This is a genomic window from Thiohalocapsa marina (genome assembly GCF_008632335.1).
In the GTDB taxonomy this organism is placed as follows: domain Bacteria; phylum Pseudomonadota; class Gammaproteobacteria; order Chromatiales; family Chromatiaceae; genus Thiohalocapsa; species Thiohalocapsa marina.
Genome location: NZ_VWXX01000008.1, coordinates 39316 through 62735, shown reverse-complemented (window position 1 = coordinate 62735; position 23420 = coordinate 39316). Strand labels below are relative to the sequence as shown.

Here is a 23420-nt window from a genome sequence, read left to right as displayed (position 1 = left end):
CGGGCATACTGAACAAGGCCTGTTTCAGCGTCGAGCGGGGCATGATGGCTCAGCCGTTGCCGGACGCGCCGGCGCTGTCGGCACCGATACCGTGACCGGCGGCCGTGGACGGCTCCCTGGGCGGATCCGAAGGGGGTGGACCCAGGGGCTCTTCATGCACGATGCCTGAGTGGCAGTCGATGCAGGTCTGTCCCTTTTCCTCGGCCCGCGCGTGGCGGCTGCGGGCTGAACGCCCCTGTTCCGACAGGTCCATGTTGGCCAGGTCGTGGCAGGTCCGGCACTCGCGGGAATTGCTTCGGCGCATCTTGTCCCAGACCCGCGAGGCCATGTCCCAGCGATGGGCCTCGAATTTCTCCGGGGTGTCGATGGTGCCAATGATCTCGTGGTAGACGTCCTTGGCGGCCACCACCTTGGTGATCATCTTGGGGACGAACTCCTTCGGCACATGGCAGTCGGCACAGGTGGCCTGCACGCCGGACTGGTTCTTGTAGTGCAGGCTTTCCTTGTACTCCTCGTAGTTGGTCTGCATGGTGTGGCAGGACACGCAGAACTCCATCCGATTGGTGTAGGCGAGGCCGGCATTGAAGGCGCCGGCGAAGATCACGCCGAACAGGAATACCAGTGCGAGTACGGCAATCTTGACGAATCCCCGCTGTGGCGGGCGCGCGGCCGCCGTTCGGCGGGAGTGGCGTGTCGCGGCGCTTGCCCGGACTCCGGGCCCGGTCCGGTCGGGCGATGAGCCGGACGAGTGCGCGCGCGCAGGCGTGGCAGGCGATCCGTTGGCAGCAGTCATGCGTATCCTCACTTTGGCGGCCGGTGGTTGTCGGGCCGGGCGTGGCAGGCCCGCTGGTGCCTGGCGCCTTGTCGTATACGTTATTTTTATGCAACGAACTGGGACCGAATACTAAGATATCCCTGAACACTTGCCAAGTTGCGATAGCATAATCCGCCGGCCTCGACAGGCCCGCCTCAATCCGCGGATGCGATCCGCAGCCGCAGTGCGTTGCGCAACGCGGCGTGCCCCAGCCCCGACGGATCGATACCCTGGTGGCGCAGGTCCCGCAGCATGGCGTCGATCTGCTGCTCGGCGTTGCACCAGTCGTCCTGCTCTCTGCCGGGTGCGAAGCCGCGCTGCTCGGCCAGGTAATAGGCGGCCACGGCCACCATGCGTTCGCGCTCGCAGGGGTCGGGCAGGGCGCCGTGGTCAGGGGCGCCGGAAGGGCGCAGGTCGTGCATTGCAGGCCTCATGGTCGTTGCGGGCTCGATCGGAAACACCGCTACGGAGTATATCCCGACCGATCGGCCCTGGCCGAGCCGAACACCGGCGCGGTGGTGGCGCCGGGCCCGACCGGAGCCGCAAATCCTCGGTTCGGCGAGTGTGACCCCGCGCCCGCCTCGCGGTACCATGCGTCGCCAGCGGGTGACGATGCACCTGCGCGGTCCGGCCGTTACAATGTCCGAATTTTTGCCGTCAGAGGAGCCTGGTCCCATGCCTGACTTGCAGTCGCCTTCGTCGCGACGGTTGATCCCCGTGCGCAAGGCGCTGGGCGCGGCCCGTCATGCGCTCGGCATCGCCGCGCGCAAGACCTGGGTCGTGTTGCGTCGACTGCCCATCGCCAGCTACAGCTTCGCCCGCGCGCTGGCAGACGCGGACTATGCGCGAACCCTGACCGACATATACGTCGACGGGGCGTCGTCGCCGGTCGCGTCGCCGGCGGCTGCTTCGCCGCTGCCCACGCCGGCGGCCCCGGCCACGCCCACACCCCCACCGCCGGCGGCGGTCCTGCAGAAGGGGCCCCCGGACTCGGCCCTGGTGCTGCTGGGATTGCTGCAGAACGAAGGCCGTTTCGTGGACTTCCTGCAGGAGGACATCACCTGCTACTCCGATCAGGAGATCGGCGCCGCCGCGCGGGTAGTGCACCAGGGCTGCCAGCGGGTGCTGCGGGAAAACCTGACCATCGCGCCGGTGCGTGACGAGGCGGAGGGTACCCGGATCACCCTGCCGAAGGGATTCGATCCGGCGGCCATCCGGCCCACCGGCAATGTGGTGGGCGAGCCGCCGTTCAGCGGGTCGCTGGTGCACCGAGGGTGGCGTGCGGCGGAGGTTCGCCTGCCCCGGGTCGCGAGCAGTCGCGATGTCCGCATCCTGGCCCCGGCGGAGGTAGAGCTGTGAGCGAGTCGCGTTTCGGCATCGGTATCGACCTGGGCACGACCCATTCGGCCCTGGCCTTCGTCGAGATCGGCAAGTGTGACGGCGAGGAGGTGGAGCAGCAGATGCTGCAGATCCCCCAACTGGTGGAACCCGGCACGGTGGAGTCCCGCCCGGTGCTGCCGTCCTTCGTCTATCTGCCGCATCCGGACGAGCTCAATGCGGCGGACCTGAGCCTGCCCTGGCCCTCTGACCCGGGGCGCATCGTCGGTGAGTTGGCGCGCCGGCAGGGGGTGAGCACGCCCATCCGCCTGGTCTCCAGCGCCAAGAGCTGGCTGTGCCACCCGGACGTGGACCGCAAGGCGCCGATCCTGCCGCCGGAGGTGCCGGAAGAGATCCCGCAGGTGTCGCCCTTCGACGCCAGCATCGGCTACCTGACCCACCTGCGCGAGGCCTGGGACGGCCTGCACGGGTTCGATCCGCTGGACGACCAGGACGTCACCGTGACTGTGCCAGCGTCGTTCGACCCCGCCGCCCGCGAGCTGACGGCGGAAGCGGCCCGTGCCGTCGGCATCCGCAATCTGGTGCTGCTTGAGGAGCCCCAGGCGGCCCTGTACAGCTGGGTCAACGACAGCAAGGGCCGCTGGCGGCACGAGGTCAAGGTCGGCGACGTGATCCTGGTGGTGGACGTCGGCGGCGGCACCACCGACCTGTCGCTGATTGCCGTGACCGAGCAGGACGGTGCGCTGGAACTGACCCGTGTGGCCGTCGGCGAACACATCCTGCTCGGCGGCGACAACATGGACCTGACCCTGGCCCATGTGGTCAAGCAGAAGCTCAAGCGCAACGGCGTGGAGCTGGACCGCTGGCAGCTGCAGGCCCTGACCCACGGCTGTCGTCATGCCAAGGAGGTGCTGCTGACGGACGCGTCGCAGCACAGCGTGCCGGTGGTGGTGCCCAGTCGCGGCGCGCGGCTGATCGGCGGCAGCATCCGCACCGAACTCACGCGCGAGGAGGTGGAGGAGACGCTGATCGAGGGCTTCTTCCCGCAGGTGGCGGTGTCGGACCGACCGGCCCAGCGCCCCCGTGGCGCGCTCACCAAGGTGGGGCTGCCGTTCGCCCAGGATCCTGCCGTCACGCGCCATCTGGCGGCCTTTCTCGGCAAGCAGTCCGGCGCCACCGAAGATCTGGAGGGCTTCGTCGAGCACGCCCACTGGGCCAGCTTCCTGCATCCCACGGCGGTACTGTTCAACGGCGGCGTGTTCAATGCCGAGGTGCTGCGCGAGCGCGTGCTGCAGGTCATCAACCAGTGGCTGGGCGGGGAGGATGCGCCACCGGCACGGCTGCTGCAGGCACAGGACCTGGACCTGGCCGTGGCCCGGGGCGCCGCCTTCTATTCCTATGTCCGCCGGCACGGTGGCGTGCGCATCCGCGGCGGCACGTCGCACTCCTACTATGTCGGCGTCGAGCCCAGCATGCCGGCGATCCCGGGCATGGAGCCGGAGCTGCAGGCCCTGTGCGTGGTGCCCTTCGGCCTCGAGGAGGGCTCCGAGCCGGTGTCTGCGCCCCAGGAGTTCGGCCTGGTGGTGGGCGAGCCGGTGCGGTTCCGCTTCTTCGGCTCCAGTGTCCGGCGCGACGACCGCGTGGGCGAGCTGCTGGAGGACTGGTCCGCGGAAGAGCTGGAAGAGCTGGAGGAGATCCAGACCAGCCTGCCGGCGGAGAATCGCAAGCGGGGCGAGGTGGTGCCGGTGCGGCTGCAGGCATCGGTGTCCGAGGTGGGCACGCTGGAGCTGGCCGCGATCCCCCTCACCGGCACCGACAAGCCGTGGCGCGTGTCCTTCAACACCCGCGGCCACGGCGCTGCGGCGGAGGGCTAGGCTTCGCCCGACTCAGCCGCTCACCGCGTGGTGGTGCAGCGGGTAGCCGCAGTCGCGGTAGTAGCTGTAGCGCCGGCGCCCGGCGGCGCGGCTGTCGGGGGCGTTGTCCACGGGCTCGCACAGCCGCTCGAAACGGCTGAAGAACTCCGGCACTTCCGGCGCCAGGTTGATCAGCACCTGGTCCTCGTCGGCGGGCTGACCGTCGGCGCTGATCAGGATCGGCGTGAGTGCCGGGTCGGTTTCGCCGACGATGCCGTGGGGCAGGAAGCTGTCTTCCCGATAGGTCCACAGCAGGCGGTCCAGATGCCGCATCTGCTCCGGATCCGGACAGTGGATCAGGATGCGCATGCCGGTGGGATAGATCCGTTCCACCAGCCGGCAGGTGAGGGCGAAGCGGTCGCCCCGCCCGTCGGGCTTGATGACATAGAAGTCGATCCGCGTCACCGGCCGCTCCTGTTCCCCACTGATCCCGGGTGCGTCAGTCCGCGGCGCCGGAGCGGCGGATCAGCAGCTCGCTCAGCAGCGGCACGGGTCGGCCGGTGGCGCCCTTCTCCTTGCCGGTGAGCCAGGCGGTACCGGCGATGTCGAGATGCGCCCAGGGGTAGGCCTTGGTGTAGCGCGACAGGAACGCCGCCGCGGTGATGGCGCCGCCGTCGCGGCCGCCCACGTTGGCCATGTCGGCGAAGTTGCAGTCGAGCTGCTTCTGGTAGTCGTCCCAGAGCGGCAGCCGCCAGACCCGGTCGGCGGCGTCCTCGCCGGCAGCGGTGATCTCCGCGGCCAGGTCGTCGTCGTTGGTGAACAGCCCGGACGGGTGCCGCCCCAGGGCGACGATGCAGGCCCCGGTGAGGGTGGCGATGTCGACCACCAGGGCCGGGTCGAAGCGCTCGACGTAGGTCAGGGCGTCGCACAGGATCAGGCGGCCCTCGGCGTCGGTGTTGAGGATCTCGATGGTCTGGCCGGACAGGCTGGTGACGATGTCGCCGGGCTTGTTGGCGGCGCCGCCGGGCAGGTTCTCGGATGCCGGCACCACGCCGATCACGTCCAGCGGCAGCTGCATCTCGCAGGCCGCCAGCAGCGCGCCGAAGACGCTGGCGCCGCCGGCCATGTCGTATTTCATCTCGTCCATCGCCTCGGCCGGCTTGATGGAGATGCCGCCGGCGTCGAAGGTCAGGCCCTTGCCCACCAGGACCACGGGCTTGGCGTCCTTGCGTGCACCGGCGCCGCGGTGGCGCATGACGATGAGCTTGGCCGGCTGGCGGCTGCCGCTGGAGACTGACAGCAGGGCGCCCATGCCGAGCCGGCGCATGTCTTCCTCTTCCAGGATCTCGGTGCTCAGGGTGTCGTAGCGCTCGGCCAGTTCCAGGGCGCGCTCGGCCAGATGGGTCGGTGTGCAGATGTTGCCGGGCAGGTCGCTGAGCTCGCGGGCCAGCGTCACGCCCGCGCCGATCGCCCGGCCATGGGCGGCGGCCAGGGCAAAGGCGTCGGCGTCCTTCTTGTGCGCCAGCCAGAGGTCCAGGCGCTGCAGGGCCGGCGCCGCCTCACGGGCGGGTTTCTTGGTGTGCTCGTAGCGGTAGCCGGCCTGGGCGGCCCGCAGCAGGGCGATGCGCGCGCCGTGGTAGGGGTCGATGTCCCTGGGCAGGTCGGCGATGGCGCACAAGGCGTCACTGACACGCATGTCCGCCAGGCGTTTCAGCGCCGCGTCCAGCACCTTGATGTAGGCCCCGCGGGTGAACGCCTTGCGCTTGCCCAGGCCCAGCAGCAGCACGCGCTCGGCGGCGATCTGCGGCAGATCGTAGGCCACCAGGGTGCTGCCGGCCTGGTCGCCGAGATCGCCCTTGCCCAGCAGGGCTGTCAGGGCGCCGCCGCTTGCCTTGTCCACGGCCGCCGCCGACGGGGACAGTCGGCCCTTGTCGAACACCCCCAGGATCAGACAGGGGGTCTTGGCCTTGGCGATGTCGCCGCTTCTGATGTCGAACTGCATGGGGGTCTCCGTTTGCCGGGGCCTGGCGGCGGCAGCGGGCGATGCGGGCGCGAGACGCGACGACGGGCCCGCTTGCCGGCCGGCTGTGTTACTTTTCGCGGCCTTGGAGTCTACAGGATTCGTACCGACCGTGAGGATTCTCGATCGTTATCTCGCCGGTGCCGTCATCGGCGGCACGCTGCTGACCCTGGCGGTGCTGCTGCCGTTGCTGGCCTTTTTCCTGCTCGCCGACGAGATGGACCATGTCGGCACCCACAACTACCGCTTTGCCGATGCCGCGCTGTTCGTCACCCTGAGCCTGCCGCGCTACGCCTACCAGGTGTTCCCGATCGCGACCCTGATTGGCGCGCTGGTGGGGCTTGGCACCCTCGCCGGGCGCTCGGAACTGGTGGCGATGCGCGCCGCCGGTGTCTCGGTGGGCCGCATCGTGCTGGGGGCCATGCTCGGCGGCCTGCTGCTGGCGATCCTGGCGGTGGCCATGGGCGAGGCGCTGGCGCCCCCGGCGGAGCGCCATGCACTGACCATGCGGCAGGCGGCCAAGACCGGCGACACCATGCAGCTGACCGAGAGCGGCCTGTGGGCCCGGGACGGCGACAGCTTCATCAATATCCGCGAGGTCAAGCCGGGCGCGGAGCTGCGCGACATCTCCATCTACCGGGTCAGCGGCACCGAACTGGTGTCCGCTACCCACGCCCGTGCGGCGACCTATCGCGACGGCATGTGGATGCTGGAAGGGATCGAGCGCAGCCATGTCTCTGCCGAGGGTGTGCGGGTGGAGCGTATCGACGAGGCCGGCTGGAATTCCCTGCTGGACCCGGACCTGCTGAAACTCATCGTCGCCGAGCCCCATGCGCTGTCGGTGCTGGGGCTGTACCGCTACGTGCGCTACATGCAGCAGAGCGAACAGGACGGTGACCGTTATCAGGTGGCGTTGTGGGCCAAGCTGGTGCATCCGTTCCTGATCCTGGCCATGATCTTCGTGTCGACGCCGATCCTGCTGGGCTCTGCGCGCAGCTCCGGCCTGGGCGTGAAGATCTTTTTCGGCATCGTCATCGGCATCGCCTTTTACCTGGTCAGCCGCAGCTTTGCCTACTTTGCGTTGCTGTACGGCTTCGATCCGGCGCTGGCCGCGCTGCTGCCGCCGCTGTTGTTCGTCGCCGGCGCCCTGTTGTTGCTGCGCCGTGCCGGTTAGGTCGACGCTCGGCATCACCCGCCTGGATCGGAACGCCCGCCAGCACGTTCAAATTTGCCGCTTTGCCGCAGCTTGATTAACCGCAGAGACACAGGGAACGCAAAGCGCACCCAGAGAAGCTGAGGAAAACGCTGGCTGATCTCTGCGTTCTCTGGGCCTCTGCGGTTTGAATTTGGAATTGCAGTACGCCCGCGCACGCCTTCCGTGCTGGCCCGGGCTGATGCACAATGACCAATTGCGCAGTCCTGCTGCGCGCGATTTGAACCAACGAGCCTCCGCGACGCCATGGATTTTCCCACTATCGAAGACTTCGTCGGCAACACCCCGCTAGTGCGTCTGCAGCGCCTGCCGGGGGACACCGGCAACCGCATCCTGGCCAAGCTGGAAGGCAACAATCCGGCCGGTTCGGTCAAGGACCGTGCGGCCCTGAGCATGATCCGCCGGGCGGAGGCCCGCGGCCAGATCCGCCCGGGTGACACCTTGATCGAGGCCACCAGCGGCAACACCGGCATCGCCCTGGCCATGGCCGCAGCCATCAAGGGCTACCGCATGCTGCTGATCATGCCGGAGCACATGAGCGTCGAGCGTCGCCAGGCCATGGCCGCCTATGGCGCCGAGATCCGGCTGACACCGAAGGCAGGCAGCATGGAGGCGGCCATCGACCTGGCGCTGGCGCTTGAGGCCCAGGGTGTCGGCACGCGGCTTGATCAGTTCTCCAACCAGGACAATCCGCAGGCCCATTACGAGACCACGGGTCCGGAGATCTGGCGCGACACCGCCGGGGCGGTGACCCATTTCGTCAGCGCCATGGGCACCACCGGCACCATCATGGGCACCGGCCGGTACCTGAAGGAGCAGAACCCGGCGGTGCAGATCGTCGGCGTGCAGCCCCAGGAGGGCGCCAGCATTCCGGGCATCCGTCGCTGGCCCGAGGCCTATCTGCCGAAGATCTACGACGCCTCGCGGGTGGATCGCATCATCGACGTGTCGCAGCAGGAGGCCGAGGACACCATGCGCGCGCTGGCGGCCCGCGAGGGCATCTTTGCGGGCGTCTCCTCTGGCGGTGCGGTGGCGGCGGCGCTGCGGCTGTCCGCTGAGGTGCAGGATGCGGTCATCGCGGTGATAATCTGTGACCGGGGCGATCGCTACCTGTCCACCGGCGTCTATCCGGGTTGACGGCCATGGGTAAGAAACGCAAGGCCTTGCCGGAGCCGGTGGAGGCGCTGATCGAAGATCTGACCCACGACGGCCGCGGCCTGACCCATGTCGGCGGCAAGGCGGTGTTCGTGCATGGGGCGCTGCCCGGCGAGCGGGTGCGTTTGCGTTACACCCGCGTCCAGCGTCGCTATGACGAGGGCGTCGTCGACGCGGTGCTGACGCCCTCGCCGCAGCGGGTGACGCCGCGTTGCGCCAGCTTCGGCGTCTGCGGCGGGTGCTCGCTGCAGCACATGGACAGCGAGGCGCAGATCCAGGCCAAGCAGGCGATCCTGCAGGATGTGCTGCGGCGCATCGGCAAGGTGGAGCCGATGCGCTGGCTTGAGCCGCTGACCGCCGGTGAGCCGGTCCAGCCGGAGGCCGAACCAGGGTCGCAACCGGTATCGCTGCAGGATCAGCATTGGGGCTACCGGCGCAAGGCGCGCCTGGGCGTACGCTGGGTGGCGAAGAAGGGGCGCGTGCTGGTGGGCTTTCGCGAACGGGGTTCGGCCTTCATAGCCGACACCGAGCGCTGCGAGGTGCTGCATCCCAGCGTCGGCACGCGCCTTTCGGACCTGGCCCAGCTGATCGAGGGTCTGGACATCCGCGAGCGCCTGCCGCAGATCGAGGTGGCCCAGGGCGACGGACCGGTGGTGCTGGTGTTTCGCGTGCTGGATCCCCCGTCGGATGCAGACATCGCGCGTTTGCAGGCCTTCGGTACCGACAACGGCTTTCATGTCTATTTGCAGGAGGGCGGCGTGGACACGGTGCGGCCGTTGCCGGGGCAGGCGATCGACCTGTACTACAGCCTGCCTCGGCATCAGGTGCGCATCGGCTTCGATCCCACGGATTTCACCCAGGTGAACCTGGAACTGAACCGGCGCATGGTGGATCAGGCCCTGGCGCTGCTGGATGTGCAGCCGGACGAGCAGGTGCTCGACCTGTTCTGCGGGCTGGGCAATTTCACCCTGCCCATCGCGCGACAGGCCCGACTGGTGGTCGGCGTGGAGGGTGACGAGGGGCTGGTCCGTCGGGCGCGGGCCAATGCGGAACGCAACGCCATCCATAATGTCGATTTCCACAGCGCCGACCTGTACGGCGATCTGGAGCCGGCGTCCTGGCGGCGGCAACGGTTCGACAAGGTGCTACTGGATCCGCCCCGCAGCGGCGCCCGCGAGGTGCTGGACCTGATCGCGGACAGCGGCGCGAGCCGACTGGTCTACGTCTCCTGTTATCCGTCGACGCTGGCGCGTGATGCAGACTATCTGGTCAACGGGCTGGGCTTCCGGCTGCTGGCGGCGGGGGCGATGGACATGTTTCCGCATACCGCGCATCTGGAGTCGATGGCCCTGTTCGAGCGCTGAATCCGCTCACCGCCCTGAGGGAGATCCATGGCAACCGAAATCGAGCGCAAGTTTCTGGTGGAAGGGGACGCCTGGCGCGAGGACATCGAGTCCGAGGCGCAGATGGTGCAGGGCTATCTGACCGGCAATCAGGCGGTCACGCTGCGGGTGCGGGTCAAGGGCGATGCCGCCTTTCTGACCGTGAAGGGGCAGCCCACGGGCATCAGCCGCAGCGAGTTCGAGTACCCCATTCCGGTGACGGACGCCGAGGCCATGCTGAAAGAATTGGCGGTCTCGCCCCCCATCGAGAAGACCCGCTATCGGGTGCGCTGCGGCGCACATCTGTGGGAGGTGGATGTCTTCGCCGGTGCCAATGCCGGCTTGGTGATGGCCGAGGTGGAACTGGACAGCGAGGACGAGGCCTTCGAGCGGCCGGACTGGGCCGGTCGGGAGGTCACCGGTGACCGCCGCTACTACAACGCCAGTCTGGCGCAGCATCCCTTCAGCACCTGGTGAGGCGGCGCGGTTTTCTGGCCGCCTCGCTGGCGCTGCCCTGGCTCGGTGGCTGCGCCCCGGCGCCGGCTCGGCGCCGCGACGACGTGCTGCGCTTCGGTCTCGCCGGGCCGGTCCGCAACCTGGATCCGCGGCTGGCCACGGATGCCACCTCCGCCCGCGTCAACCGGCTGTTGTATGTGCCGCTGGTGGACTTTGATGCCGCCAGTCGGCCGGTGCCGGTGCTGGCGACCTGGGAGCAGCGCGACGCCACCCGCTATCGGTTCACGCTGGGGCACGGCGGGCGTCGATTCGCCGATGGACAACGGCTCACGGCCGCAGATGTCGCGGCTACCTACCGATCGGTGCTGGATCCGGCCACGGCCTCGCCGCACCGGGCCACGCTGTCGCTTATCGACGCGGTCGAAGTGCTGGATGCGGATCGGCTGGAGTTTCGCCTGCAAGCCCCGGATCCGCTGTTTCCGGCCTATCTGGGCGTCGGCATCCTGCCGGCGGGCCTGATCGAATCCGGCCAGGGATTTCAGCGCGTGCCGGTGGGCAGCGGCACCTTCCGCCTGCTGGACTGGCCGGAGCCGGGCCGCCTTCTGCTGGAGCGTCGCCGTGATCGCCAGCGCTTCGAGCTGGTCACGGTGAAGGATCCGAATGTCCGCGTGATGAAACTGTTGCGCGGCGAGATCGATCTGCTGCAGAACGATCTGGCACCGGAATTGGTGGCCTTTTTGCGCCGGCGGCGGGGGATCCGGATGGAGCGCATCGACGGCGTCAATTTCTCCTATCTGGGCTTCAACCTGGAGGATCCGGCCACTGGCGACCCACGGGTGCGGCGGGCGGTTGCCCACGGCATCGATCGCGAGGCGGTCCTGCGGTATCTGTTTCGCGGGGGCGGGCGCACTGCCGAGGCGATGTTCCCGCCGGAACACTGGGCCGGGGCGCCGGAGCTGCGCGGTCATCTGTACGATCCGGCCGCCTCGAGGGCGCTGCTGGCCGATGCGGGTTGGTCCGGCGAACGTCGGCTGGTGCTCAGCTACAAGACCTCGAGCGATCCGTTCCGGCTCCGGCTGGCCACGGTCATCCAGTCCCAGCTGGCCGCCGTGGGCATCGATCTGCGCATCCAGAGTTACGACTGGGGCACCTTCTTCGGCGACATCAAGGCGGGCCGTTTCCAGCTCTACGGGCTGACCTGGGTCGGCATTCGCACGCCGGACATCTTCCGCTACGTCTTCCACAGCGCAGCGCTGCCTCCGGCGGGGGCCAATCGCGGTCGGTACCGCAGCGCGGTGGTGGATGCGCTCATCGAGCAGGCGCAACAGGCGCCGGACCCGGCGCGCCGCGCCGCCCTGTACCGGCAGCTGCAGGCCCGGCTCCACGCCGATCTGCCCTATGTACCCCTGTGGTACGAAGATCAGTTCTACGCCGCCCGCGACGACATCGTCGGCTACCACCTGGCCGCCGACGGCAACTACGACGGCCTGGACCAGGTCCATGTCCATGGAGCGGAGCCGTCCCCGTCATCGCGGTTAATACAGTGACAGTACATTAATTAGAGAACTTTCACCTACGGTTCATGATAAATACCGTCACCATGATTGCCGTTAGTTAATTATACCGTCACTTTGATTCTGGATGCTCGATTTTCAGGCAGGGCCTGACGTATTTTTGGAGAAACAACGGTTTTGCTACTAAATGTCCAGTAATTGCGGATTATCAAATGCATGTTTGAATCGTGCTGCTACACTTAGACGCGAAACCATCCACTCCTCCTCTTGCGGCCGCTCCCTGATGTTCTTTGGAGCGGCTTTTTCTTTTTTGCCGTTTCCAGGCAGTCATTGTCCCGATGGCCGTCCTGCAGCGGACATCCAGGGCGCATGCCGGCGTCCATTGCGATGGAGCGCAGTGCCGGGTGCAATGAACACCGTGAGACCGGCGTCCCCGTAGAGCGGCGTCCTTGGGGGACGGCGTCCCCGGAGAACCGCGTCCTTGCGGAACGCGGTCCCTGCGGAACGGCTCTGCGGGCGTCGCGGGTGGCCGTTACGAGCGGATCAGGCTGCGGAGGTCGGCAGGCCGAGGTCTTCCCACAGCCGTAGTGTCGGTGCGGACTGGTTCATGGTGTAGAAGTGCAGGCCGGGGGCGCCGCCGTCGAGCAGCCGCCGGCAGAGGTCGAGCACCACGTCATGGCCAAAGGCGCGGATGGCGTCGCGGTCGTCACCGTAGCCTTCCAGGCGCTTGCGAATCCAGCGCGGGATCTCGGCGCCGCAGGCATCCGAGAAGCGTGCGAGCTGGCTGTAGTTGGTGATAGGCATGATGCCGGGCACAACGGGGATGTCGATGCCCAGGCGTTCGCAGTCGTCCATGAAGCCGAAGTAGGCGTCGGCGTTGTAGAAGTACTGGGTGATGGCGGCATCGGCGCCGGCTTCGACCTTGCGCTTGAAGTTGGCCAGATCGGCGTCGGCGGACGGTGCCTGGGGATGGAATTCCGGGTAGGCGGCGACCTCGATATGGAAGTGGTCGCCAAATTCTGCGCGCAGGAACTCCACCAGCTCGTTCGCATAGCGAAAGGTGCCGAACCCGGTGCGGCCCATGCCGGAGGGCAGGTCGCCGCGCAGGGCAACGATGCGGCTGATGCCTTCGTCGATGTAACGGCGCACGATGGCGCCGATCTCGTCCTTGTCCGAGCCGATGCAGGCCAGATGCGGGGCGGTCTCGATGCCCTGCTCGCGGAGCCAGTCGACGGTCTCGAAGGTGCGCTCGCGGGTGGATCCGCCGGCGCCGTAGGTGCAGGAGAAGTACAGTGGCCCGACGGCCTGGAGCCGACGGACAGCGAGCTTGAGCTTGTCCAGACCGTCGGCGGTCTTGGGTGGAAAGAGTTCGAAGCTGAAGTTGCGGGACCGGATGTCGGGCCGGTTGCCTGATGGCGTTGGGGTGTTGCTCATGGGATGAACCGATGGAAATCAGGGTTGGCTGGCTGGGTCCGGAGCGCCGGGCGCGAACGCGATCCGGCCTGAGCTGGCTCGATCTGAGGTGGCGCGGCCTGAACGGTTGCGGCCTGAACTGGCGCGCTCGCGCACGGCCGGCAGCGAAGGCCGGCGCGGGGTGGCTTGGACAGGGGCCTTGGTCCGCGGCCGCAGCCAGACCCACGACCAGAGATCGTCGGCATGGGAGATCAGCCGCCCCGCTCATGGGGGTGGGGATGCCGATCCCCCGGCCGATCCCCCGGCCGATCCGGGGCCATTTTCGGGCGATCAGCCGTCGATAAACGGCTGATCCCGGTGCGCAATGATGCCCGGACGCCCTCCGCGACGCCTAGTACCGGTAGTGCTCGGGCTTGTACGGCCCGTCCACCGTCACGCCGATGTACTCCGCCTGATCCGGGCGCAGTCTGGTCAGCTTGGCGCCGATCTTCTCCAGGTGCAGCCGCGCCACTTCCTCGTCCAGGTGCTTGGGCAGGATGTAGACGCCGACGGGGTATTCCTCGGGCTTGGTGAAGATCTCGATCTGGGCCAGCACCTGGTTGGTGAAGGAGTTCGACATCACGAAGCTGGGATGGCCGGTGGCGCAGCCCAGGTTCACCAGGCGACCGCGGGCGAGCAGGGTGATGCGGTGGCCGTCGGGGAATTTGATCTGATCGACCTGGGGCTTGATCTCGTCCCACTCGTACTTGCTCAGGCCGTCGACCTGGATCTCGTTGTCGAAGTGACCGATGTTGCAGACGATGGCCTGATCCTTCATGCGCTCCATGTGCGCGACGGTGATGATGTCCTTGTTGCCGGTGGCGGTGACGAAGATGTCGGCCTGATCGCAGACGTCATCCAGATCCACCACCCGGTAGCCTTCCATTGCCGCCTGCAGGGCGCAGATGGGATCGACCTCGGTGACCCAGACGTTGGCGCCCAGCCCGCGCAGCGAGGCGGCGGAGCCCTTGCCGACGTCGCCATAGCCGCAGACCACGGCGACCTTGCCGGCGATCATGACGTCGGTGGCGCGCTTGATGGCGTCCACCAGCGACTCGCGGCAGCCGTACAGGTTGTCGAACTTGGACTTGGTGACCGAGTCGTTGACGTTCATGGCCGGGAACAGCAGCGCGCCCTTCTTGAACATATCGTACAGTCGATGCACGCCGGTGGTGGTCTCCTCGGTGACGCCCTTGATGCCCTCGGCGGTGCGATGCCAGTGGTGGTTGTCGCGATCGAAGGTGCGGTTGAGCACGCCCAGAATGGCGGTCCATTCCTCGTTGTCGTCGGCGGTGGCCTGGGGCACGGCGCCGGCCTTTTCATACTCGACGCCCTTGTGCACCAGCAGGGTCGCGTCGCCGCCGTCGTCCAGGATCATGTTCGGGCCCTGGCCGTCCGGCCAGTTCAGCACCTGCTCGGTGCACCACCAGTACTCCTCCAGGGTCTCGCCCTTCCAGGCATAGACCGGGATGCCGGCGGCGGCGATGGCGGCGGCGGCGTGGTCCTGGGTGGAGAAGATGTTGCAGGAGGCCCAGCGGACCTCGGCGCCGAGCTCGACCAGGGTCTCGATCAGCACTGCGGTCTGGATGGTCATGTGCAGGCTGCCGGTGATGCGCGCGCCCTTCAGCGGCTGGGACGGGCCGTATTTCTCGCGCAGGGCCATCAGGCCGGGCATCTCGGTCTCGGCGATGACCATCTCCTTGCGGCCGAAATCGGCCAGGGACATGTCGGCAACCTTGTAGTCGGTAAACTCACTCATGGTAGTCAGCTCCTGTGATTATCAGAGTGAGCGCCGTTTGAACAAAGCGCCCCCCGCCGAGCCTGGCGGGGCCGTCGGGCCCCGTTGCAACGCTCCTCGGCAGAGGGTTGGGAGAAGGGTCTGGGCGTCAGATGCCCGCTCAGATTCCGGCGGCGTCGCGCAGGGCCTCGGCCTTGTCGGTGCGCTCCCAGGTGAACTCGGGCAGTTCGCGGCCAAAATGGCCGTAGGCCGCGGTCTTGCGGTAGATCGGGCGCACCAGGTCCAGCATGTGGATCAGGTTGTACGGGCGCAGGTCGAAGTGCGCGCGCACCAGCTCGGCGATGCGTGCCTCGTCGATCTTGCCGGTGCCGAAGGTCTCCACCGTGATGGATGTGGGTTCGGCAACGCCGATGGCGTAGGAGACCTGGATCTCGCAGCGGTCCGCCAGGCCGGCGGCGACCACGTTCTTGGCCACGTAGCGCCCCGCGTAGGCGGCGGAACGGTCGACCTTGGACGGGTCCTTGCCGGAGAAGGCGCCACCGCCGTGGCGCGCCATGCCGCCGTAGGTGTCGACGATGATCTTGCGACCGGTGAGCCCGCAGTCGCCCACCGGGCCGCCGATGACGAAGCTGCCGGTGGGGTTGATATGAACCTTGGTGTCGCGGTGCATCCACTCGGGCGGGATCACGGGCTGGATGATGTTCTCCATCACCGCCTCGCGCAGGTGGTCGTAGTCCACGTCCGGGTCATGCTGGGTAGACAGCACGATGGCATCCACCGCCACCACCTTGCCGTCGCGGTAGCGCATGGTGACCTGGCTCTTGGCGTCCGGGCGCAGCCAGGGCAGCACATGGGCCTTGCGCATCTCCGACTGGCGCTCCACCAGGCGGTGGGCGTAGGTGATCGGGGCCGGCATCAGCACGTCGGTCTCGTTGGTGGCGTAGCCGAACATCAGGCCTTGGTCGCCGGCGCCCTGCTCCTCGGGGCTGGTCCGATCGACGCCCTGGGCGATGTCCGCCGACTGCTTGCCGATCAGCGACATGACCGCGCAGGTGGAGCCGTCGAAGCCGACATCTGAGCTGGTGTAGCCGATGTCGTTGACCACCTGGCGCACGAGCACGTCCAGATCGACCCAATGGTCAGTGGTGATCTCGCCGGCCACCACCACCGCGCCGGTCTTGATCAGCGTCTCGCAGGCCACGCGCGCGAGGGCCGGATTGGGGTCCTGGGTCAGGATGTCGTCAAGGATGGCGTCGGAGATCTGATCCGCGACCTTGTCCGGATGTCCCTCGGAAACGGATTCGGAGGTGAACACGTAATCGTTGGCCATTGCTGTGAGATGCTCGATCAAGTCAGGGTTGAGTAGAACCCGGCAGTGTAGCCAAGAATGCCCGGGAATGACAGGGCAGGGCTTGGCTTCGGCCGCACCCGGGGCAACATCTGGCCCCGGACGGGCGCCCGGTACGGGCGTCCGCAGGCCCGCGGCAGGCCGTTTCGCGGCTTGCCGCCTGATTTCGGACAACAGGAGCACTGAAGCATGGTTTCGTTGGAGACACCCGTCTGCGAGTTCGATCTGCCGGCCCCGGATTTCTCCCTGCCCGGCGTGGATGGCCGTACCTGGTCACGCGATGAATGCGCGGGCCCGAACGGTCTGCTGGTGATGTTCATCTGCAACCACTGCCCGTACGTCAAGGCCGTGCGCGAGCGGCTGGTGCGCGACACCCGCGAGCTGGCCGGCCTCGGTATCGGCTGTGTGGCCATCCAGTCGAACGATCCCGCCGAGTACGCCGAAGACTCGTTCGAGAACATGAAGCACGTCGCCGAGACCTTCGACTATCCGTTTCCCTACCTGCTGGACGAGACCCAGGAGGTCGCCAGGGCCTACGGGGCGGTGTGCACGCCGGATTTCTTCGGCTACAACGCACAGCTCGGCCTGCAGTATCGCGGCCGCCTGGATGCCAGCCGCAAGGAGACCGCGCCGGCGGACGCACGGCGTGACCTGTTCGAGGCCATGGCACAGGTGGCGCGCACCGGCAGGGGGCCGGAACAGCAGATTCCCAGCATGGGCTGCTCGATCAAATGGCGTGGCGAGTGACCCGCAACGCCCCCGGTCAGGGCGTCCGGCGGTGGCGCACGCATCGCCGGATGCACCTGGGGGTTGCCGATCAGTGCCGGTAATCCTTAATATTAGGGATTAATAAATCGTTTTGCCGACTGGAGACGGGCAGCGTTCTGGCAGACGCAGGCGTTCTGGGTCACAATACGCCGATGTCGACCGGGGAAACCAGGGCGCCCTGCCGTGTCCGTTCCATCCGCCTCACCCAAAGCCGGTCCGCGCTGGCGGTCGGCCGCAGTCTGCGAATCATCATCAATAACGAGACGACAGGAGCGACTTATGTCCTCACGCAAAGATCTTGCGAACGCCGTGCGCGCGCTGAGCATGGACGCGGTGCAGAAGGCCAAGTCCGGCCATCCGGGCGCGCCGATGGGCATGGCGGACATCGCCGAAGTCCTTTGGAACGACTACCTGCAGCACAATCCGGCCAATCCGGACTGGGCCGACCGCGACCGTTTCGTGCTCTCGAACGGTCACGGCTCGATGCTGATCTATTCGCTGCTGCATCTGACCGGCTATGACCTCGGCATCGAGGACCTGAAGCAGTTCCGCCAGCTGCATTCGCGCACCCCGGGACATCCGGAATACGGCTACGCCCCCGGTGTCGAGACCACCACCGGTCCGCTGGGGCAGGGCATCAGCAACGCCGTCGGCATGGCCCTGGCCGAGAAGGTGCTCGCGGCCCAGTTCAACAAGCCCGGCCACCATATCGTCGACCACTACACCTACTGCTTCCTCGGTGACGGCTGCCTGATGGAAGGCATCTCCCACGAATCCTGCTCCCTGGCGGGTGCGCTGGGTCTGGGCAAGCTGATTGCCTTCTACGACGACAACAATATCTCCATCGATGGCGAGGTCCGCGGCCACGGCGACACCCCGGCCTGGTTCCTGGACGACACGCCGAAGCGTTTCGAGGCCTACGGCTGGCATGTGATCCGCAAGGTGGACGGCCATGACGCAGATGCCATCAAGACGGCCATCGAAGAGGCCCGCGCCGTCAGCGACAAGCCGACCCTGATCTGCTGCCAGACCATCATCGGCTTCGGTTCGCCGAACAAGCAGGGCAAAGAGGAGTGTCACGGCGCGCCCCTGGGCGACGACGAGATCGCGCTGACCCGCGAGGCCCTGGGCTGGAAGCACGGCCCGTTCCACATCCCCGATGACGTCTACGCCGGCTGGGATGCCCGGTCACGGGGTGCCGAGGCCGAGGCCGCCTGGAACGACCGCTTCGCCGCCTACCGTGCCGAGCACCCCGCCGAGGCGGACGAGTTCGAGCGGCGCATGCGCGGTGAACTGCCCGCCGACTTCGACGCCAAGGCCTGGGACTTCATCAAGGCGGTCGACGCCAAGGCCGAGAAGATCGCGACCCGCAAGGCCTCGCAGAACGCACTCAACGGCTTCGGCCCGCTGCTGCCAGAACTGCTTGGCGGCTCCGCCGACCTGGCCGGCTCCAACCTGACCCTCTGGTCCGGCTGCAAGGGCGTCGGTCCCCGGGACGCCTCCGGCAACTATGTCTACTACGGTGTGCGCGAGTTCGGCATGTCCGCGGTGATGAACGGCGTCACGCTGCACGGCGGCTTCAAGCCCTATGGCGCCACCTTCCTGATGTTCATGGAGTACGCCCGCAACGCCGTGCGCATGGCGGCGCTGATGAAGATCAACCCCATCTTCGTCTACACCCATGACTCCATCGGCCTGGGCGAGGACGGCCCCACCCACCAGCCGGTCGAGCAGGTGTCCATCCTGCGCCTGACCCCGCGCATGTCCACCTGGCGCCCCTGCGACGCGGTTGAGAGCGCGGTGGCCTGGAAGCTGGCCATCGAGCGTACCGGCGGCCCCACGGCGCTGATCTTCTCGCGCCAGAACGCGCCGCACATGCCGCGCACCGACGCGCAGCTCCGCGCCATCGAGAAGGGCGCCTACATCCTGCGCGACTGTGACGGCACGCCGGACGCCATCATCATCGGCACCGGCACCGAGGTGGAACTGGCCATGGCCGCCGCCGAGCAGCTGGCCCAGGCCGGCCGTCAGGTGCGGGTCGTCTCCATGCCGTCCATGGATGCGTTCGATGCCCAGGACGCCACCTACAAGGAGTCCGTACTGCCGGATGCCGTGCGTGCACGCGTGGCCGTGGAGGCGGGCGTCTCCAGCCTCTGGCCCAAGTACGTCGGCATGCACGGCAAGGTCATCGGTGTCGACACCTTCGGTGAGTCGGCCCCGGCCGGCGACGTCTACAAGGCCTTCGGCGTCACCACCGACGCCGTGGTCGAGGCCGTGAACAGCCTGCTCTAGGCATCGATCCCTCGCCGCACCGCCGCACCCGCTCGTGGCTCCCCCGCGCAATCCCCGCGGTGCCCGGGTAGTGCCGGTGCGGCGACAGACTGCCGGTTTTCATCCACCCCAATTTCATCCACCCCAATTTCATCCACCAGGAGTACGTCAATGACCCTGAAAGTTGGTATCAACGGCTTCGGCCGTATCGGCCGCATGGCCTTCCGCGCGATCGCCAAGGACTTCCCGAACATCGAGGTGGTCGGCATCAACGACCTGCTCGAGCCGGACTACCTGGCCTACATGCTCAAGTACGACTCGGTGCACGGCAACTTCCAGGGCGACATCGCCGTCGACGGCAACACCATGATCGTCAATGGCAAGAAGATCCGCCTGACCGCCGAGCGTGACCCGGCCAACCTGAAGTGGAGCGACATCGGCGCCGAGCTGGTCATCGAGTGCACCGGCTTCTTCCTCACCGAAGAGACCTGCCAGAAGCACATCGAGGCCGGCGCCAAGAAGGTCGTCCAGTCCGCGCCGTCGAAGGACAGCACGCCGATGTTCGTCTACGGCGTCAACCACAACACCTACGCCGGCCAGGCCATCGTCTCCGCCGCCTCCTGCACCACCAACTGCCTGGCGCCGGTGTCCAAGGTGCTGCACGACAACTGGGGCATCAAGCGCGGCCTGATGACCACCGTGCACGCAGCCACCGCCACCCAGAAGACCGTCGACGGCCCCTCCATGAAGGACTGGCGCGGCGGTCGCGGCATCCTGGAGAACATCATCCCGTCCTCCACCGGCGCCGCCAAGGCCGTCGGCAAGGTGCTGCCGGAACTCAACGGCAAGCTCACCGGCATGGCCTTCCGCGTGCCCACCTCCGACGTCTCCGTGGTCGACCTGACCGTTGAACTGAACAAGGAGGCCAAGTACGAAGAGATCTGTGCCGCCATGAAGGCCGCCTCCGAGTCCGGCGACCTGGCCGGCGTGCTGGCCTACACCGACGAGAAGGTGGTCTCCACCGACTTCCGTGGCCACGGCACCCCGTCCATCTTCGACGCCGGGGCCGGCATCATGCTGGACTCCACCTTCGTCAAGATCGTCGCCTGGTACGACAACGAGTACGGCTACACCTGCAACATGCTGCGCCTGGTCGAGCATGTAGCGAAGTAAGCGGCCAGCCGCCAGCTTCCAGCCAGATATGCGTTACCAGGGAAGCATGCTCTTCGCTGGAGGCTGGAGGCTGGAGGCTGGTAGCTCGCCCCAATGAGCCATCCGGAAAGCCCTTTACGGCTTTCCAGATCGCTTTCATCAACAGCATGATTCACTGAGGAAGACAGCCATGTCCTTCACCAAGCTCACCGACCTCGATCTCGCCGGCAAGCGGGTGCTGATCCGCTCCGATCTGAACGTGCCGGTCAAGAACGGCAAGGTCACGTCCGACGCGCGCATCACCGCGTCCATGCCCACCTTCAGGCACTGCCTGGAGGCCGGCGCCAAGGTCATGGTCATGTCCCACCTGGGCCGCCCGGAAGAGGGTGTCTACTCCGATGAGAATTCCCTGGCGCCGGTGGCCGCCGACCTGGGCGCCAAGCTCGACCGCGAGGTGCGCCTGGTGAAGGACTATCTGGACGCCGCCCCCGAGGTCGCCGACGGCGAGCTGGTGCTGCTGGAGAACGTGCGCTTCAACAAGGGCGAGAAGAAGGACGACGAGGCCCTGTCGAAGCAGTACGCGGCCCTCTGTGACGTCTATGTCATGGACGCCTTCGGCACCGCCCACCGTGCCCAGGCCTCCACCCACGGCGCCGGCAAGTTTGCGCCGGTGGCCTGCGCCGGTCTGCTGCTGGCAGAGGAACTGGATGCGCTGAACAAGGCCCTGGCCCAGCCGGCCCGGCCCATGGTCGCCATCGTCGGCGGCTCCAAGGTCTCCACCAAGCTGACCGTGCTCGAGGCCCTGTCGGAGAAGGTGGACCAGCTGGTGGTCGGCGGCGGCATTGCCAACACCTTCCTCAAGGCCGCCGGCCACAACGTCGGCAAGTCCCTCTGCGAGGATGACCTGGTGGACACCGCCAAGGCCCTGATGGAAAAGATGACCGCCCGCGGCGCCACCATCCCCATCGCCACCGACGTGGTCTGCGGCAAGCGGTTCGACGAGAACGAGCCCGCGGTGCTGAAGCCGGCGGCTGAGGTTGCCGACGACGACATGATCTTCGACATCGGCCCGGACAGCGCCAAGGAACTGGCCGACATCATCAGCAAGGCCGGCACCGTGGTCTGGAACGGCCCGGTGGGCGTGTTCGAGTTCGACCAGTTCGGCGAAGGTACCAAGACCGTGTCCATGGCCATTGCCGAGACCGACGCCTTCACCCTGGCCGGCGGCGGCGACACCATCGCCGCGATCCAGAAGTACGACATCTACGACCGCGTGTCCTACATCTCCACCGCCGGCGGCGCCTTCCTGGAATTCCTCGAAGGCAAGACCCTGCCCGCCGTGGCCATGCTGGAGGCCCGGGCCAAGGCCTGAGACCACCCGCAAACCCGCGACCGCATCACGTCAGACGAGAATCAAGCATGCCAAGACGTACGAAGATTATCGCCACCCTCGGCCCGGCCACGGACGAACCCGAGGTGCTCGACGCGATGCTTCGCGCCGGACTCGACGTGGTGCGGTTGAACCTGTCCCACGACAGCCACGACCGGCACCGCGCCCGCGCCGCCCTGCTGCGTGAGCGCGCTGCCGCCGCCGGTCGTGAGGTCGGCCTGCTGATGGACCTGCAGGGACCGAAGATCCGCATCGGCAAGTTCGCCCAGGGCCCGATCCAGCTGCTCTGCGGCGAGCGCTTCACCATCGATGCCGAGTGTCCGCTGGACGCCGGCGACCAGTCCCGCGTCGGCACCACCCTGCCGAGCCTGGTGGACGATGTCGCCGCGGGCGATACCCTGCTGCTGGACGACGGCGCCATCGAGTTGCTGGTGGACGAGGTCGACGGCCCCCGCATCCACTGCCAGGTGGTGGTCGGTGGCACCCTGTCCAACAACAAGGGCATCAACAAGAAGGGTGGCGGGTTGTCGGCGCCGGCGCTGACCGACAAGGACAAGGCCGACATCGCCTTTGCTGCCGAGCTCGACGCCGACTATCTGGCGGTTTCGTTCGTCTGCAACGGCGACGATGTGCGGCTGGCGCGGGAGCTGTTTCGCGAGGCCGGTGGCCATGGCGGCATCGTCGCCAAGGTGGAGCGGGCCGAGGCCCTGCGGGCGGTGGAGGACATCATCGACGCGGCCGATGCCATCATGGTGGCCCGGGGTGATCTGGGCGTGGAGATCGGCGATGCCGAGCTGCCGGCGGTGCAGAAGCGCCTGATCAGCCTGGCGCGGGATCGCAACAGCGTGGTCATCACCGCCACACAGATGATGCAGTCGATGATCGAGCATCCGATCCCGACCCGCGCCGAGGTGTTCGACGTTGCCAACGCGGTGCTGGATGGCACCGACGCGGTCATGCTGTCCGCCGAGTCGTCCATCGGCAGGAATCCGCCCAAGGTGGTCGAGGCCCTGGACCGGATCTGTCTCGAGGCCGAGAAGAACACCCGTCGCTCCGGCCACCGCATCGACTCGGTCTTCGGCCGGGTCGACGAGTCCATCGCCATGGCCGCTATGTATACCGCCAACCATCTTGGTGTGAAGGCCATCGCCGCGCTCACCGAGTCCGGCTCGGCGGTCAAATGGATGTCGCGCATCAGCTCTGGCATCCCCATCTACGCCATGACCCGCCAGCCCCTCACCCAGCGCAAGGTGACCTTGTTCCGGGGTGTCTACCCGGTTCGGTTCGACGTGGTCAGTACCAACATCCACGAGGTGAACCGCGAGGTCATCGAGGAACTCAAGCGCAGCGGCACGGTGCAGGACGGCGATCTGGTGATCATCACCAAGGGCGACCGCTCCGGTGTCGAGGGGCAGACCAACATCATGAAGATCATGCGGGTCGGCGAGCACGAGCTGCTCGCCGACGACTAGCCGAGCTGGGTCCGGTCGGCTGCCCGGCCATCTGCCAGTCGGTCTACCGAAACCCTGACGAGTCCGTTCAACTTCAGTCCGAGA

Annotated in this window: 19 protein-coding genes and 1 riboswitch; of the genes, 12 read left to right on the top strand and 7 right to left on the bottom strand. The window is 67.2% G+C overall.

All coding sequences use genetic code 11. The features are described 5' to 3' along the window. Positions 1-49: 49 nt before the first annotated feature. Together F2Q65_RS08045 and F2Q65_RS08040 are read right to left on the bottom strand one after the other, a co-directional pair. Entirely contained in the window at positions 50-793 is a 744-nt protein-coding gene (locus tag F2Q65_RS08045; RefSeq protein ID WP_150092204.1) for a NapC/NirT family cytochrome c, read from the bottom strand. Positions 794-969: 176 nt separating this feature from the next. Further along, complete coding sequence (locus F2Q65_RS08040; RefSeq protein WP_150092202.1) at positions 970-1236, bottom strand: DUF2934 domain-containing protein; 267 nt, start codon at positions 1234-1236, stop codon at positions 970-972. A gap of 253 nt (positions 1237-1489) precedes the next feature. On the opposite strand from F2Q65_RS08040, the gene F2Q65_RS08035 reads away from it, so the two are divergent. After that, complete coding sequence (locus F2Q65_RS08035) at positions 1490-2173, top strand: DUF2760 domain-containing protein (protein ID WP_150092200.1); 684 nt, start codon at positions 1490-1492, stop codon at positions 2171-2173. Beyond that, positions 2170-4026 (top strand): Hsp70 family protein, encoded by a 1857-nt coding sequence (locus tag F2Q65_RS08030; RefSeq protein ID WP_150092198.1) that lies wholly within the window; start codon positions 2170-2172, stop codon positions 4024-4026. The genes F2Q65_RS08035 and F2Q65_RS08030 overlap by 4 nt, the downstream gene beginning before the upstream one ends. A 12-nt stretch (positions 4027-4038) precedes the next feature. Here the strand turns inward: F2Q65_RS08030 and F2Q65_RS08025 are convergent, their stop codons facing one another. Both F2Q65_RS08025 and F2Q65_RS08020 read right to left on the bottom strand, forming a co-directional pair. After that, entirely contained in the window at positions 4039-4470 is a 432-nt protein-coding gene (locus F2Q65_RS08025) for a DNA polymerase III subunit chi (protein ID WP_150092196.1), read from the bottom strand. A 34-nt stretch (positions 4471-4504) separates the two neighbouring features. Beyond that, complete coding sequence (locus F2Q65_RS08020; RefSeq protein ID WP_150092194.1) at positions 4505-6007, bottom strand: leucyl aminopeptidase; 1503 nt, start codon at positions 6005-6007, stop codon at positions 4505-4507. 130 nt (positions 6008-6137) lie between these two features. Here F2Q65_RS08020 and lptG point away from each other — a divergent pair, with 130 nt between their 5' ends. The 5 genes from lptG (at position 6138) to F2Q65_RS07995 (ending at position 11778) form a co-directional block, all read left to right on the top strand. After that, positions 6138-7199, top strand: a complete 1062-nt coding sequence (gene lptG / locus F2Q65_RS08015; RefSeq protein WP_150092192.1) for an LPS export ABC transporter permease LptG — start codon at positions 6138-6140, stop codon at positions 7197-7199. A 285-nt stretch (positions 7200-7484) separates the two neighbouring features. Next, positions 7485-8375 carry a cysteine synthase CysM gene (gene cysM, locus F2Q65_RS08010; RefSeq protein ID WP_150092190.1) on the top strand — a complete coding sequence of 297 codons (891 nt, stop codon included), beginning with the start codon at positions 7485-7487 and terminating at the stop codon, positions 8373-8375. 5 nt (positions 8376-8380) lie between these two features. Then, the gene (gene rlmD, locus F2Q65_RS08005; RefSeq protein WP_150092188.1) at positions 8381-9757 is read left to right on the top strand and encodes a 23S rRNA (uracil(1939)-C(5))-methyltransferase RlmD; all 1377 of its coding nucleotides are present in this window, start codon (positions 8381-8383) and stop codon (positions 9755-9757) included. Positions 9758-9784: 27 nt separating this feature from the next. Then, the gene (locus tag F2Q65_RS08000; protein ID WP_150092186.1) at positions 9785-10252 is read left to right on the top strand and encodes a CYTH domain-containing protein; all 468 of its coding nucleotides are present in this window, start codon (positions 9785-9787) and stop codon (positions 10250-10252) included. Further along, positions 10249-11778, top strand: a complete 1530-nt coding sequence (locus F2Q65_RS07995) for an ABC transporter substrate-binding protein (protein ID WP_246156060.1) — start codon at positions 10249-10251, stop codon at positions 11776-11778. The genes F2Q65_RS08000 and F2Q65_RS07995 overlap by 4 nt, the downstream gene beginning before the upstream one ends. Before the next feature lie 510 nt (positions 11779-12288). Here the strand turns inward: F2Q65_RS07995 and metF are convergent. From metF to metK, 3 genes are all read right to left on the bottom strand, one after another. Next, on the bottom strand, positions 12289-13179 hold the full coding sequence (gene metF, locus F2Q65_RS07990) for a methylenetetrahydrofolate reductase [NAD(P)H] (RefSeq protein WP_150092182.1): 891 nt from the start codon (positions 13177-13179) through the stop codon (positions 12289-12291). 370 nt (positions 13180-13549) lie between these two features. Next, complete coding sequence (gene ahcY / locus F2Q65_RS07985) at positions 13550-14956, bottom strand: adenosylhomocysteinase (RefSeq protein WP_150092180.1); 1407 nt, start codon at positions 14954-14956, stop codon at positions 13550-13552. 21 nt (positions 14957-14977) lie between these two features. Beyond that, positions 14978-15060, bottom strand: a riboswitch (S-adenosyl-L-homocysteine riboswitch). A 35-nt stretch (positions 15061-15095) separates the two neighbouring features. Then, a complete protein-coding gene (metK, locus tag F2Q65_RS07980) occupies positions 15096-16265 on the bottom strand; it encodes a methionine adenosyltransferase (protein ID WP_150092178.1) in 1170 nt (389 codons plus the stop codon). A 207-nt stretch (positions 16266-16472) separates the two neighbouring features. Between metK and F2Q65_RS07975 the strand changes: the two genes are divergently transcribed. The 5 genes from F2Q65_RS07975 (at position 16473) to pyk (ending at position 23336) form a co-directional block, all read left to right on the top strand. Then, on the top strand, positions 16473-17030 hold the full coding sequence (locus F2Q65_RS07975) for a thioredoxin family protein (RefSeq protein WP_150092176.1): 558 nt from the start codon (positions 16473-16475) through the stop codon (positions 17028-17030). Between the two features lie 300 nt (positions 17031-17330). Further along, complete coding sequence (gene tkt / locus F2Q65_RS07970) at positions 17331-19343, top strand: transketolase (protein ID WP_150092174.1); 2013 nt, start codon at positions 17331-17333, stop codon at positions 19341-19343. Between the two features lie 150 nt (positions 19344-19493). Beyond that, a complete protein-coding gene (gene gap / locus F2Q65_RS07965) occupies positions 19494-20495 on the top strand; it encodes a type I glyceraldehyde-3-phosphate dehydrogenase (RefSeq protein ID WP_150092172.1) in 1002 nt (333 codons plus the stop codon). Positions 20496-20664: 169 nt separating this feature from the next. Beyond that, a complete protein-coding gene (locus F2Q65_RS07960; RefSeq protein ID WP_150092170.1) occupies positions 20665-21846 on the top strand; it encodes a phosphoglycerate kinase in 1182 nt (393 codons plus the stop codon). 47 nt (positions 21847-21893) lie between these two features. Beyond that, positions 21894-23336, top strand: a complete 1443-nt coding sequence (gene pyk, locus F2Q65_RS07955) for a pyruvate kinase (RefSeq protein WP_150092168.1) — start codon at positions 21894-21896, stop codon at positions 23334-23336. Positions 23337-23420 lie beyond the last annotated feature (84 nt).